11 protein-coding genes are annotated in these 14,624 nt (G+C 58.0%); 4 read left to right on the forward strand and 7 right to left on the reverse strand.

Annotated elements, in window-relative coordinates:
* Position 1: 1 nt before the first annotated feature.
* Together E8K88_RS00345 and E8K88_RS00350 are read right to left on the reverse strand one after the other, a co-directional pair.
* A complete protein-coding gene (locus tag E8K88_RS00345; protein WP_168797201.1) occupies positions 2-934 on the reverse strand; it encodes a carbohydrate ABC transporter permease in 933 nt (310 codons plus the stop codon).
* Positions 935-941: 7 nt separating this feature from the next.
* Positions 942-2,264 (reverse strand): ABC transporter substrate-binding protein, encoded by a 1,323-nt coding sequence (locus tag E8K88_RS00350; RefSeq protein ID WP_136404654.1) that lies wholly within the window; start codon positions 2,262-2,264, stop codon positions 942-944.
* Positions 2,265-2,416: 152 nt separating this feature from the next.
* On the opposite strand from E8K88_RS00350, the gene E8K88_RS00355 reads away from it, so the two are divergent.
* Positions 2,417-3,232, forward strand: coding sequence for a phosphodiesterase (locus E8K88_RS00355; protein ID WP_136404655.1), 816 nt, complete (start codon positions 2,417-2,419; stop codon positions 3,230-3,232).
* Positions 3,233-3,284: 52 nt separating this feature from the next.
* Positions 3,285-3,974, forward strand: coding sequence for an HAD family hydrolase (locus E8K88_RS00360; RefSeq protein WP_136404656.1), 690 nt, complete (start codon positions 3,285-3,287; stop codon positions 3,972-3,974).
* A gap of 294 nt (positions 3,975-4,268) precedes the next feature.
* Here the strand turns inward: E8K88_RS00360 and E8K88_RS00365 are convergent, their stop codons facing one another.
* From E8K88_RS00365 to E8K88_RS00385, 5 genes are all read right to left on the reverse strand, one after another.
* The gene (locus E8K88_RS00365) at positions 4,269-5,174 is read right to left on the reverse strand and encodes a 2OG-Fe(II) oxygenase (protein WP_136404657.1); all 906 of its coding nucleotides are present in this window, start codon (positions 5,172-5,174) and stop codon (positions 4,269-4,271) included.
* Positions 5,175-5,246: 72 nt separating this feature from the next.
* Positions 5,247-6,038, reverse strand: a complete 792-nt coding sequence (gene yaaA / locus E8K88_RS00370; RefSeq protein ID WP_136404658.1) for a peroxide stress protein YaaA — start codon at positions 6,036-6,038, stop codon at positions 5,247-5,249.
* Positions 6,039-6,262: 224 nt separating this feature from the next.
* Positions 6,263-9,430, reverse strand: coding sequence for an efflux RND transporter permease subunit (locus E8K88_RS00375; RefSeq protein ID WP_136404659.1), 3,168 nt, complete (start codon positions 9,428-9,430; stop codon positions 6,263-6,265).
* Between the two features lie 12 nt (positions 9,431-9,442).
* Positions 9,443-10,663, reverse strand: a complete 1,221-nt coding sequence (locus tag E8K88_RS00380) for an efflux RND transporter periplasmic adaptor subunit (RefSeq protein ID WP_136404660.1) — start codon at positions 10,661-10,663, stop codon at positions 9,443-9,445.
* 2 nt (positions 10,664-10,665) lie between these two features.
* On the reverse strand, positions 10,666-12,042 hold the full coding sequence (locus E8K88_RS00385) for a TolC family protein (RefSeq protein ID WP_168797202.1): 1,377 nt from the start codon (positions 12,040-12,042) through the stop codon (positions 10,666-10,668).
* Positions 12,043-12,321: 279 nt separating this feature from the next.
* Between E8K88_RS00385 and E8K88_RS00390 the strand changes: the two genes are divergently transcribed.
* A complete protein-coding gene (locus E8K88_RS00390) occupies positions 12,322-13,011 on the forward strand; it encodes a heavy metal response regulator transcription factor (RefSeq protein ID WP_136404662.1) in 690 nt (229 codons plus the stop codon).
* Positions 13,008-14,408 carry a heavy metal sensor histidine kinase gene (locus E8K88_RS00395; RefSeq protein ID WP_136404663.1) on the forward strand — a complete coding sequence of 467 codons (1,401 nt, stop codon included), beginning with the start codon at positions 13,008-13,010 and terminating at the stop codon, positions 14,406-14,408. Before E8K88_RS00390 ends, E8K88_RS00395 begins: the two co-directional genes overlap by 4 nt.
* Positions 14,409-14,624: the final 216 nt, after the last annotated feature.

The raw sequence follows: 14,624 nt of genomic DNA on the forward strand, positions 1-14,624 counted from the left end.
GTCAGCGTCCCATGTAATGCACACGCCGACCCAGCGTCAGGGCGACGATACCGATCAGGCCGCCCACGACCAGCAGCAGGATATTGGCAATTGCCGAAGCGCTGCCGATGTCTCTGAACTGGAAGGCATTCTGGTAAATGTAGAAGGTCAGCACATTCGTGGCGTCAGCCGGGCCACCCTGGGTCATCACAAACACGTAGTCAAAGATTTGGTAGGAATGCAGCACCCCTATGACGACGACAAAATACAGCGTTGGCGAAATCAAGGGCACGGTGATGTGCAGCAACTGGCGAAACCCCGACACGCCATCGAGCCGGGCTGCCTCGTACAAATCACGCGGCACCAATTGCAAGGCCGCCAGCAAAATCAGCATGAAGTAGCCGGCGTACTTCCACACACTCATGAAGATGATGGCTGGCAAGGCCCAGCGCGGGTCGTAGAGCCATTCGAGCTTGGGCAGGCCCAAGAACCCCATCAGGCTGTTGATGGGGCCATAGCCGGGTGCATACAAAAACACCCAGACCATGCCCGCGGCCACAGAGGGAATCATTACCGGGTAGAAAAATGCCGAGCGGTACAAGGCCGTGCCACGCAGCCCGCGGTCGAGCGCCACGGCCAGCATCAGTGCCAGCGTAATCGACGTGGGCACCGTGACCACCATATAAACCACCGTATTGCGCAGTGACTTCCAGAACAAGGCGTCATGCCAGAGCCTGACATAGTTCTCCAGGCCAACGAAGTAAATCTCGGGCGAGCCCAGTTGCACGTCAAACAACCCATACACCACTGAGCGCAAGATTGGCCAGTAGGTGAATGCACACAGAAACAGCAACGAAGGAGCGAGCATCACCACTGCCGTTGCGAGCTCTCGCCGGCGTCCGCGACGCCAAAGGGCATGCGTGGACGCGTAGGGTTTGGCGGGTAACAGATTCATGGTGTGCTCAACCACGGCGGCGTGACAAGCGCTGAATCTCCTGATTCGACTTGGCGCTGGCATCGCGCAGCGCCGCATCGGGCGCCACCTCGCCAATCAGCGTGCGGTCAATCGCACTTTGCAAATGGCTGCGCACCTTGTGGTAGCCAGGCACCTGCAAAAATGCCCCAGCGACCTCTGCCGTGACAAAGGCTGAGCGCGACTCGGGCACTTTGGCTACATGGGCTTGCAACTCGGGCGTATCCCACGACGACTTGCGTGCGGCCAGATAGCCGGTATCAATGCACCACTGGGCCTGGTTGGCAGTATTGGTCATCCAGCGCGCAAACGTCCAGGCCGCCTGCTTGTGGGCATCGGGCTGGTTCTTGGCGATCAGGATCGGCCCGCCGCCCATCGTCGAGCCCAGTTGCTTGCCTTTGGGCATCGGTGCCACGCCCACCGGGAAGGATGCAGACTTCAAGATATTCGTCATCGAGCCAGTCGAGTGGTAGAGCATTGCGGTGCGCCCGGCCATGAAGTCATTGGCTGAACTCTCCCAGGTCGAGGCCGCGGGCATGTAACCCGCTTGCACCATGCGCAGCCAAAACTCCAGCGCATGCACACTTTCTGGCGCGTCGAAACGCACGCCGTCCTTGTTCCAAAACACCAAACCATTTTGGCGCACAAAGCTCTCAAAAATCCAGTCGTGCCAGCCGCCGCCCATCGTCACCCCCCATTGCTCGGTCGCATCGCCTTTGCGCACAGCCAGCGCCTTGGCAGCAGCTTCCAATTCGACCCAATCGGTCGGCGCGGCTTTGAGACCCACTTTCTCAAACGCCGCCTTGTTGTAGTACAGCACCGGTGTGCTGCACTGGAATGGCAGGCCATACAGCTTGTCATCGGCCATGCAGGTGCCCAGGAAGCCGGGCAGAAAATCCTGAAACACATCGTCGGCCTTGGCCAGTGCGGTCACGTCTTCGAGCGCGTCCATGTTTTGGAAAGTGGTCATCATCGAGTTGATGGGCAACCAGGCAGCCGGTGGCTCGCCCACGCCCAGCGCGGTCATGACTTTTTGCTCGGTATTGTCGTAGCTGCCTGCGTAGATCGCCTCAACCTGGATGTCGCTATGCGCAGCGTTGAAGCTGCTGATCATCGTCGAGACAATGCGATTGATATCGCCCGAGACACCAACCGGGTACATGAATGCGAGTTTGACGTGTTGTTGGCCGCTAGCCAACAGCGGCATGCCGCCCAGCATCGCTGCGGCGGACACAGTCATGCTGGTCTTGAGAAATTGGCGGCGCTGGCTTGACAGAATCTGGCTGGGCAAAGCAGGTTTGGAAGCGGACATGGCAAGGTACTTTCAGTGCAAGATGGGACTCAGGCGGACATCGCAGGCCGTATGCTGACTGGCAATCGTGACAAACTCATGAAATCCACATAAATCAAAAAATTTCCACAACAAACTATGGAATTTTGAGGAAACGACCTAGACTTGGCAGCATGCACTCCCCTCTTCTGATTGCCCAACTCACCGACCCGCACCTAGGCACTGGGCCTGCTTTTTTAGGCGGTCGCATCGATACCGAGCGCGCCTTCCAGCGTGCTGTAACCCATGTGGCCGCACTCCAGCCCAGGCCTGACCTGGTGTTATTGACTGGCGATATGACCGAGCATGGCAGGCCAGACGAATACGCGCGCGTGGCAGCTGCTCTCGCGCCACTGGATATGCCGATTTATGCCGTGCCTGGCAACCACGACGACAGCCATACGGCCTGCACAGCACTGCCCGCTTATATGCCTGTGGCGCAGGATGCACCAGCAGGCCGCTGCTGCTACCACATCCAACTCAAAGGCCTGCACTGCGTGGCGCTGGATACTTCTGTGTCCGGGCATGCACATGGTGTGCTGGACACGCCGCAACTGGCATGGCTGGCTAACACCTTGCAAGCGTGCAGTGGCCTGCCAGTCCTGCTCTTCATGCACCACCCGCCACTGCCTAGCGGCATCGAGGCGATGGATGCCTGCAGCCTGCTGGTAGGCAGTGAACAACTGGCTGCATTGATACGCCAGCACGCTCGGGTACAGGGCATTTTGTGTGGACACCTGCACCGCGCCGTGCAGATGCAGTTTGCAGGTGTGCCCGTGCATGTCGCACCGTCGGTAGCGCACCAGATCGCGCTAGATCTGCAGCCAGGTGCAAGCCTGCACGCCCAACTGGAGCCGCCACAAATTTCGCTGCACCGATGGACGCCCTTGTACGGCCTGTGTACGCATCTGAGCTATGTAGAGCCGTATGGTCCAGCGATTGCATTCTGAGGTGATCCGCCACATCGCCAGCGCGCAAACCCGCGCCACATGCCCTTCAATCATGCCCTCCCTCTTCTCCAGACCACTGGCCTTGTTTGATCTGGACCACACTTTGCTCAATGGCGATGGCGATGATTTGTGGTGCCGATTTCTGCTGCGCCACGGCCTGCTGCAGCGCGATGTGCAAGCGCGTAATGAGCAGCTGGGTGCCGACTACCGCGCCGGTCTTGTGTCAGCCCATGACTTCAGCGCGTTCTACGCCAGCCTGCTGGCCGGACGCTCGCCGGCACAATGGCGGCACTGGCTGCAGTTGTTTTTAGTTCAAGAGATTCGACCTCGTTTGCCCACCGCAGCCTACGCTTTGGTGGCCGCGCACCGCGCCGCAGGCCACACTGTGGTGTTGACCACCGCCAGCAACCGTGTGATTGCCGAGCCCAGCGCCGCAGAGCTGGGCTTTCACCACTGCATTGCCACAGAATTGGCGCTGGAAGGCGGAGTGTTTACTGGCCAGGTGCAAGGCACTCCTAATATGCGTGAAGGCAAATGCCTGCGCATGCACGCCTGGCTGATTGAGCAGGGCCTGCCACCCCAGACACTGGCAAGTGCCTATTTTTACAGCGACTCAATCAACGATCTGCCCCTGCTGAGCCAAGTTGGCGAGCCGATTGCCGTCAATCCCGACCCACAATTGCACCAGCATGCACGCGCCAATGGCTGGCACGTGTTGGATGTGCTTGGCATTGGTCTTTAGAAGGTGTTTACGTTCTTAGAGCCTGTTCAAAGTCTCCACGCCGACCGCGTTGGAGCCCAAAAGGATACGATGCGCGGCAAAAACCGCAGTCGGGCTATCTGACCGGCGAAGATTTTCAACAAAGCAGCGTGCCTTTTGGACTCCAACCCCCAATACCAAAAAGAGCTGCAAGGCACAAAAAAGCGCATGGCTGCGTTGCCAATTTTGCTCATACAGACGTATGCGCTGCAACAGGCGTCTTGTACTGCCTCTTTTTGTGCCTTGCGCGACGGCGTCGAGACTTTGAACAGGCTCTTAGTTGAATTCGCGCTCACGCAACCATTTGGTTGCCACCCATTTCTCGCCTTCGACCACCGGCGCGCCACCGTGCAATGACAAGGTATTGGGGTGTGGTTTGTCATAGCTGAAAAACACGGCCGTTCCTTGCTGGGCGGCCACCTCTAAGCCGGCGTTGGGGAAAGTCGTGCCGCCGCCTGCAACTGGCGTATTCAGGTAGAGCAGCAAGGTGCCCACGCGCTGGCCACCTCGGCGTAGCAAAGCCGGGGCACTGGGCGCGTCGGGCTCAAAGTAATCGTAATGTGGTTTGTATTCCGCCTTGGGGCCGTAGTGCAAGACCTGCAAGCCCTCGCCATTGGCAACAGGCCAGCCGAGCAAATCGGCAATGCGCTGCTCCAGGGCGGCAATCACAGCGGACTCGCCACGTTCAAAAAACATGCCTTCGCTGGTGCGGTCTTCATTGAGCTCATCACCGCCGTCGGCACTTTGGCTATTGACCGTCAATGAGCGACGCATGCGTGGCCTGGCCAGTGCAATGATCTGCTCACATTCGTCAGCCGTCAGCAAGCCCTCCAGCACCACCACTCGGGGCAGCTTCATGCTCATGACCACTTTCACATCACGATCGCCTGCGCGCACCCAGGCTGGCGAGCCCTCTAACGCCAAATCAGGCACAGGCACTGCAGCGGGCGCAGCTTCGCTGGCTGCTGCAGTGTGCAGCTGACCAGGCATGGCATTGCGCTCTTGCAAATGCTCTGAGAGCACGGACTCCAAAGCGGCCAGTGCGACGTCTTCGGACCAGCCCACATCCAGCATGGCTTGCAAGGCCTTGGGGGCTGAAACGCCAGCTTCGGCTTGGTCAATGATCCACTGGCGCAGCTCCGGCGTTACTGAAGCCAAATGGGGGTTGACGGTCAATGCCATAGCTCGATCTCCTCAAAATAAACCGTCGAAACGGTGGCTGTGTCTAACGCTAAACATGGGTGCGTAGCCGCCTCAAACCCCCAGCCTATCTGATTCCTTGCGCTTAAATACCAGCTTTTCTTCTGAAGAAGCTTCTGCATCAAAACGATAGCCTTCACTGTCAAATGCCTGCAGGGCCTGCGGGTGTTCTAGCCGGTGCTCAATCGCGTAACGCGCCATCAAGCCGCGTGCGCGTTTGGCCAGAAAGCTGATGATTTTGTACTGGCCCGCTTTTTCATCCTGGAACACGCACTCAATCACGCGCGCTTTAAGGCGCTTGGTCTGCACCGCCTTGAAGTACTCGTTCGAGGCCAGATTCACAATGACCGGCATAGTCTGGGCCTGGATGCGTTCATTCAAATACTGGCTCAGGGGCTCGGCCCAGTAACGGTAGAGATTTTCAGCCGAGCCAACGGCCATTTTCGTGCCCATCTCCAGACGATACGGCTGCAAGCGGTCCAACGGGCGAAGCGCGCCGTACAACCCACTGAGGATCAGCACATGGTGCTGGGCCCATGCTAGTGCGTCCGCATCCAGGGTAGCGGCCTGCAAGCCCTCGTACACATCGCCATTGAATGCCAAGACCGCCTGGCGTGAATTGCTGGGCGTAAAGCGGCTGCTCCAGGCACGGTTGCGTTCCACATTCAATTGCGCCAACTTCTCGCTGATGGACATCAGGGACGAGAGTTCAGCCGTGGTTTTGTGCTTGAGCACCTCCATCACCGTCTGCGCCTGTTTGACAAATACCGGTTGGGAAGCTTCCAGCGCAGGATCAACCGGAGTTTCATAGTCCAGCGATTTCGCCGGAGAGAGTAAAAAAAGCATTCCAAATCCACTTCATTCAATGACATCAATGCGCTCAATCACCGCGCATTGTGCCTTGGATGGAGCGCCCCAGGCAATGTGGGCTTATTTTGAAAAACAATGTCACACCGTGCGCATTCCAATGCCTATTTTGAGCCGCTGTCGAGGCGCAAAGCTGTCCTGGTCGGCCACTGCACTCGAGCGCCACCCCCAACGTAAGTAGAGGGCAGCGTCAAGACATGCCGCTAGTGGGCCGCTAGTGGGCGTGGGGCAGTCTCTGGGGCATCTTCGGATGGATCATGGCGGTGCACCAGCCGGTACAGCAGCGGCAGCACCAACAAGGTCAGTATCGTCGACGAGATAATCCCGCCAATCACCACAGTCGCCAAAGGCCGCTGCACTTCCGCTCCGGTGCCGGTCGCAATGGCCATGGGCACAAAGCCCAGCGAGGCCACCAAGGCGGTCATCAGCACCGGACGCAAACGCGACAAAGCACCTTCTTCCACCGCTTGCGGCACTGACAGGCCGGTTTCACGCAAGCTGCGAATCGCGGAAATCATCACCAGCCCATTGAGCACAGCGACCCCCGACAGCGCAATAAAGCCAATCGCAGCGGAAATGGACAGCGGAATACCACGCATCCACAAGGCCAAGATACCGCCCGTTAAGGCAAACGGAATGCCGGTGAACACCACCAACCCATCGCGCACGTTGCCAAACATCGCAAACAACAAGGTAAAGACCAGCATCAAGGCTGCAGGAACCACAATTTGCAAGCGCTGTTGGGCTGATTGCAGGTTCTCAAATGTTCCCCCCCAGCGCGTCCAGTAGCCGCTGGGCAACGCGATGGTCGTCAGTTCGCGCTGCGCTTGCTCGACAAATGAGCCCACATCTCTGCCACGCACGTTGGCACTGACAATGATCAGACGCTTGCCATCTTCACGGCTGACTTGGTTCGGGCCAGGGGCCAGTTCAAATTTGGCAATCGCATTGAGTGGAATAAACCCGGTGCGGCTGTCGGCGCTTTGAGGCAAGGCAATGGGCAGGCGCTCCAACGCCGCCAAGTCATTGCGCACGTCGTCTTGCAATCGCACCTGGATATCAAACCGGCGGTCGCCATCAAAGAGTGTGCCCGCTTCCTGACCGCCAATCGCGATCGCAATCGCCTGCTGAACTTCGTCCATGTTGAGGCCATAGCGTGAGGCCTCTTCACGGTCAATCTGTACCGTCAGCATGGGCAAGCCAGTGGTTTGCTCCACCGCCACCTCAGACGCCCCGGCAATGTTTTGCAGCGTATTGGCAATGTTTTGCGCAATGCCCTCCAGCACTTGCATGTCATCGCCAAACACTTTCACCGCCACATCGCTGCGCACACCAGAAATCAACTCATTGAAGCGCAACTGTATAGGCTGAGAAAACTCGTATTTGCTGCCAGGAATGCTCTCAGCCACTTCCTGAATCTCGGCTAATAAATCATCACGGCTGCGGCCGGGGTTGGGCCACTGGTTCTTGGGTTTGAGCATGATGTAGCCATCAGAAATGCTCGGCGGCATGGGGTCTGAGGCGACCTCGGCCGTGCCTGTGCGCGCAAACACACGTTCAATCTCTGGGATTTCGCTTATCAGCGCACGCTCTAGCTGCATCTGCATCTCCAAAGACTGGGTCAGGCTGGTGCCAGGCACACGCATGGCCTGTACCGCAAAGTCGCCCTCATTCAGGTTTGGGGCAAACTCGCTGCCCAAACGTGTCGCCAGTGCCAAACTAAGCGCTACGGCAACTAGAGCGCCAGCAATCACCAGCAAAGGCACACGCATCACGCCTTTGAGCAATGGCGCATACGCATTGCGCGCCCAGCCCATCAGGCGGTTTTCCTTCTCGCCCACACGTTTGCCAATAAACAGCGCCACGGCAGCGGGCACAAAGGTGATCGAGAGAATCATCGCGCCAGCCAGTGCCAACACCACAGTCAGCGCCATCGGGTGGAACATCTTGCCCTCCACACCGGTCAGGGCGAAGATCGGCAGGTAGACGACCATGATGATCAATTGCCCAAACAGCAAAGGCCTACGCACCTCCTTCGCAGCAGCAAAGACCTCTTGAAAACGCTCAGCACGGGTGAGCAAACGGCCTTTGAGCGCTTGCGCGTGGCTCAGGCGTCTGACGCAGTTTTCGACAATGACCACAGCACCATCGATGATGATGCCAAAATCCAGTGCCCCCAGACTCATCAAATTGGCACTGATGCGGTATTGCACCATGCCGGTGAAAGTGAACAGCATGGACAGCGGGATGATCAAGGCGGTGATCAGGGCCGCACGGATATTGCCCAAGAAAAGAAACAGCACCACGATGACCAGAGCCGCGCCTTCGAGCAAATTGCCTTTGACTGTGGCAATGGCTTTTTCAACCAGGTTGGTGCGGTCATACACGGTGACGATGTGTACGCCTTCTGGCAGTGAGTTGCGAATCGACTGCATGCGCTCATCCACCGCTTTGGAGACCACGCGGCTGTTCTCACCGATCAGCATGAACACTGTGCCCAGCACGACTTCACGGCCGTTATCGGTGGCTGCGCCGGTGCGCAGCTCACGCCCAAGCCCCACTTCGGCGAGATCGCGGATGCGCACAGGCTGGCCTTGCACGGTGCTCACAATCACCTCTTTGAGGTCTTCAATGCCTTGCACCTGGCCAGGGGCACGAATCAGGTATTGCTCGCCTTGACGCTCAATAAAGCCGGCGCCCACATTGGTGTTGTTGTTCTGCAGTGCAGTGACCAGCCGATCCAATGAAATGCCGTAGGAGACCAGCTTGTCTGGATGGGGGGAAATCAAGTACTCTTTAGCAAAACCGCCGATCGAGTTGATCTCGGTGACTCCTGGCACGGTACGCAATTGTGGCTTGACCACCCAGTCCTGGATCTCGCGCAAATCCATCAGCGTATAAGGGCTGCCATCTGCTTTAGTGGCCCCCTCCTCGGCTTCGACGGTCCATAAATAGATCTCCCCCAGCCCGGTGGAGATGGGCCCCATGGTTGGCGCAATCGCTGCCGGCAGGCTATCGCGCGCTTCTTGGATACGCTGGTTGACCAATTGGCGCGCGAAATAAATATCCGTGCCATCTTTGAAAATCACCGTGACTTGCGAGAGTCCATAGCGCGAGAGCGAGCGGGTTTGCTCCAAGTTGGGCAAGCCCGCCATCGCTGTCTCAATCGGGTAGGTGATGCGCTGCTCGGTCTCCAGCGGTGAGTAGCCAGGCGCCTGTGTATTGATTTGCACCTGTACGTTGGTGATGTCAGGCACAGCGTCAATAGAGAGCCGCTGGTAGCTATAGCCCCCAAAAATGGCCATCCCCACCACGGCCATCATGACAAGCCAGCGCTGCTCAATGGCAAAGCGAATAATGCGTTCAAACATGGGACTTCCTACTCAATGGCCGTGATCGACAGACGATTTACCCAACTCCGCTTTGAGCATGAACGCCCCTTCGGTGACATAGGTCTGACCGGCACTCAAGCCAGCCAGGATTTCCGTATATTCCGCATCGCTGCGCCCCATCTGCACAGGTTGGGCTTTGTAGCCATGATCGTCCAGCACAAACACAACGCTCTCCTGCGCATCAAGCCATTGAATGGCCTTACTCTTGACCGCAATCGGCACCTGGCTTTCCTCGGTCATGACCTCGACATTGACAAACAAGCCCGGCCGCCACAGATCCTGCGGGTTGGCCAATGCCACGCGTGCAGCTGCGGTACGGGTCAGCTCACCAATCAAGGCCCCGACGTAGGCCACCTTCCCTTCAGCGGACGCATCAAATGCGGTGGCACGCACCCTCACCGGTGCACCAACTTGCACCAAGGGCAGCTGCGGAGCCGAGACATTCATCTCTGCCCAGACGTAGCGCATGTCTGAGATGGTGAAAGAAGCGGTGCTTTCATTGACCAACTCCCCCACGGTCAAATGTTTTTCCACCACAACCCCCTCAAATGGGGCACGCAATTCATAGCGGCTCACGCCAGCCGCACCGCCAGTGGCAGCCACACTGACACCAATCGCACTCAGCCGCTGAGAGGCATTGCGCACTGCGATTTCTGCCTCTTGCAACGCTTGGCGTGCTTGCAAATAGTCTTGTTCTGCGGAAATTTTCTCTTCCCACAATTGCTTCTCACGTTGGTAGATTGTTTGCGCCAAAGCCAGGCGCTGGCGTGCTGTTTGCAGCTCGCTGCGCTGATCTGCCACTGCAGCGCTTTGAATGACCGCCAATAACTGGTCCTTTTTGACTTGCTCGCCCAGTTGGGCATGCACTGACTCCACAACCCCTGCCGCACGCGGCACCACATGGGCCGTGCGGTCCTCATCAAAGCGAATTTCACCGGGCAGCAATGTGTCTTTGCGAATCACCGCCGGCCCCGCTTCGGCCAGTGCAATACCAATCATCTTGGCCTGCGCCTCAGTGAGCTCGACAACGCCCTCCTCGTCGTGGTCGTCGTCGTCATCTTCTGCATGCACGGCTGCGGCCGTCTGCGTTGCAGTCTGTGGCGCGCGCAGTATCAGTGCGCCACCAACCATGCCGCAGGCCAGGATCACGGCAACCGCAATCCAGTGTTTGGGAGTTAAAAGGGCTGAGTCGAATTGTTGTTTCTCGGACATGATTAAATTCCGCTGGGGATAGTCGCTGTAGGGGCCACGGTGGCAGTAGGGATCAACGAAGAGGTGCCCAAAAGGCGGTCAATTTCAGCGCGCGCACGGTGCGAGGCCATGCGTTGCTCCAGCAGCTGGCGCTGCCCTTCAAACAAGGAGCGCTGGGCATCGAGGACCTCTAAAAAATTGAAGCGGCCCAAAGTAAAGCCACGCACAGCCAGGTTGTAAGCGGACTCAGCCGTTGGCACGACCTGGCTCTCTAGCAAGGCCACTTGCTGGTTGCTGCTGAGCAGTTGCTGGCGCGCAACCAAAACCTCAGCCTGCAATTGCAGGCGCTGGTTCTGCAGCATTTGCTGCGCCTGGTCGACTTTGCGCAGGGCCTGCAGTTGATTGCCTGCATTGCTGTCAAACAGCGGCAGCGGAATACTGACCCCTACGACCAACTGGTTTCTGCCCAGGTCATTGGCCCGTTTCACACCCAAACTCAGAGTCGGGTCCTGCAAGCGCTTGCTGCGCTCTACGCTGGAGACGGCCTGGCTTTGCTCCAGCGCTCGGCGCGCCAGCAGCATGTCTGGCGCCTGGTCGATCAGGTGCTCAATCTGATCTGCCGTCGGGGGCTCAGGGATGCTGGAGAAATCGCCAGTGGCGCGGCCAAGCGCGCCCGCCCTGCCGCCCCATAGCGAGGCCAAACTTTGCTGGGCCACCACGATCAATGATTGTGCCTGCTGTACCTCCAATAAGACATTGGCCTCAGCCACTTGCGCACGGCTGGCTTCCAGCGGCACTGAGGTGCCAGCCCTCACCCGCTTTTGCGCCGCATCCAAGGCCTGCTGGGCCAGCGCGTGCGTTTTCAGCGCATTCTCTTCGCGCTCTTGCGCCAGCAGCAGCTCATAGAAAGCCGTGACGACCTGAAAGCGCAATGCGGCTTCGGTCTCAAAGATGTTGGCACTGGCCAGCGCTTTCTCGGTTTCGGCCTCGCGTATGCGGGCTTCGCGCTTGCCACCAATCTCAATCAACTGATTCACTTGCAGCGTGATCGAGCGCTCTTTTGAGCGCGTATCTTCCTGGCTGTATGCCAGCTCTGGGTTGGGCCGCGCCTGGCTTTGCAAGATCGCCCCTTCGCTGGCGGCAACGCCATATTGCGCAGCTTGCAAACCTGGATTGGCAGCAAATGCTTGTCGCATGGCCATCTCCAGCGTAATGGTATGCGGCAAGACCGATGCGCGATCGTCCGTGGCCAATACTGGCGCGACAGCTCCTGTCTGCGCTACAGCGAGTACGGGCCAAGGCGCAGTCACCGCGATAGCGGCAAGAGCAGCAAGCCATGCCAAGAGTTTGCCGTGCATGCGATCACGGGGGTGATCGCTCTGCTGCGATGGGGTGGCCATGCGAACTTCTCCAGAAAATAGGATTGATTGACACATGACCAACTTGAGTACCACCTGTGGGCAACAATGCCACCCTTGATCTTCCAAGTGCGAGCAATGTGCGGCCCTGACAGCCATCACGCAGGCCATCGAGGCAGCACTTCGCTCTCCATCTAATGCGGACTTCATGTGCAGTGGCACGAATATAGGAATGGCGTGCCGACATAAAGCTGTCTGGAGGATTACAAATTTGTCATCATTGCGCGCGCCCGTGGCGGCTGCACTAGGAAAAAGATACTCATGCGATTGTTGTTGATTGAAGACCAGGCCACACTAGGCCAATACTTGCGCAAAGGCCTCACGGAAGAAGGCTACATAGTCGATCTGGCATCCGATGGAATTGAAGGCTTGCACCTGGCCATGGAACTCGACTACAGCCTGATCATTTTGGATGGCATGCTGCCTGGTATCGATGGTTTTTCACTCCTCACGGCGCTGAGGCAATCGAAAACCACTCCGGTCTTGATGCTGACCGCTCGTGCCGATATCGAAGACCGTGTGCGCGGGCTGCAAAGCGGAGCCGATGACTACCTGATCAAACCCTTTGCATTTTCTGAGCTTGTGGCGCGCATTCAAGTGCTGCTGCGCAGGCTGCATGCACCCCACCAAACCGCCGAGCCCACCTCACTCAAAATTGCCGACTTGGAGGTCGATCTGATTCGCCGCAAAGCCGTGCGCGCTGGCCTGCGGCTCGAACTCACCGCCAAGGAGTTCAATCTGCTGACGCTGCTGCTGCGCAGGCAGGGCCAGGTGCTCTCCCGCACCGAACTGGCCTCGCAAATCTGGGACATGAACTTTGACAGCGACACGAACGTGGTTGAAGTCGCGGTACGGCGTTTGCGCATCAAAGTGGATCAGCCATTTGTATCGGCGCTGATTCACACGGTACGCGGCATGGGCTATGTCTTGGAGAGCCGAGCCGCACCATGAAACTAGCAAGCCGCGCATCGCATTTGGGCCAACGTCTGTCCGGCTGGCTGGCATGGCTGAGCTTATTGGGCTTGGGCACGGTCAGTGTGATCGTGTATGGTCTCTTTGACGCCAACCTCAGCGCTAGGCAACAGCAGCTGTTAGAGCGCAAGCAACAGGTTCTGCTGCATTGGTTTGCCGACGCCAGCAGCGCGCCAGTCAACACAACACTGACCCATATGCTGACGGACTTCATGGCGGCAGACGCCAGCTACACAATGCGCTTGACCGCAGCCGACGGCCGGACGTTGTTTGACAATACCTTGCCCCAAGCCCAAGCGGGGCGCGTATTGCAACGTGTCTTTGAGCTGCCTATCACGCCCCCTGGCTCGTCCACAGCCAGCCATGCCAAGGCCACCTTGGTCATGGATTTGCGCTCGGATGACGCACTGCTGCGTACTCTCGCCTGGATCTTGGCCGCATCGATGCTTGCCGGTGCTGTGATTTTGTCGCTGCTTGGTGGACTGCTGGTGCGACTGAGTCTGCGTCCAATGCAATCCCTGGTTGAACAAATCAACGACCTGTCTGCCAAACAACTCGAACGCAGGCTTGATGGCCAAGGGCTGCCGCAAGAGTTGATGCCTCTGGTGACGCAATTCAATGCCTTGCTAGACCGTTTGTCTGAAGCGTATCGGCAACTTGAATCATTCAATGCCGAAGTGGCGCATGAAATGAACACGCCACTGGCCACGCTGATCTCCAGCACCGAAGTGGTATTGCGCCAGCCAAGATCGGCACACACCCTGGAAGAGACTTTGGGCTTGCATCTTGAAGAGCTCAGGCAACTGGCCTCCATTGTCAAAGACATGTTGTTTCTCTCGCGTGCTGACCAAGGTATCGGCACGCGAGCCACCGGTATTTACAGCCTTGCGGCGATAGCGCAGGAGGTCGCATCGTTTTACGATGCAGTGGCTTTGGAAGCCGATGTGACACTGCAAGTGCATGGTGATGCGCTTGCGCCATGCGATGCCGCGCTGATGCGACGCGCCATTTTCAACCTGCTCAGCAATGCCACGCGTTACGCGCAGGCAGGCACCTGCATTTCGATTCACATTGCCGCACCTGCGCAAGAGCAAGCAGTGATCAGTGTGACCAATCGTGGCCCGGAGATTGCACCGGAGCATCTCGCACATATTTTTGAGCGCTTCTACCGCGCAGACAACTCGGCTGCAACGCCCCAAAACCATGGTTTGGGATTGGCTATTGTGCAAGCAATCGCCAAATTGCACGGTGGCTCGGTGTTCGTGCAGTCCGCACAGGGCCAAACCTGTTTTGGCATAATTTTGCCCTGCCCTGCCCAAGCACACCAAGCGCCCACTGGCAACCGCAACACCGGGCAAGAGCCTGTACCTGCATAGGCCTGCGCGCGCAGTGCCATCGGCCTGCCACACACGGGCGCCTAAGCGCGGCTGACGCCGCCCAGCCAACCGAAGGTTTGCGGTGCAAACCTGGCGTAAAACCATTGGCAGTGCAACAGGTACGACCAGGCAGTACAACGATGCATCAAGCGTGGTGTGAGCGGCTGTAGGCAGGTACACAAACGCCGACAAGCATGTCGGCGTTAGATAAGAGTG

The organism is Lampropedia aestuarii (genome assembly GCF_004803635.1).
Lineage (GTDB): Bacteria > Pseudomonadota > Gammaproteobacteria > Burkholderiales > Burkholderiaceae_C > Lampropedia > Lampropedia aestuarii.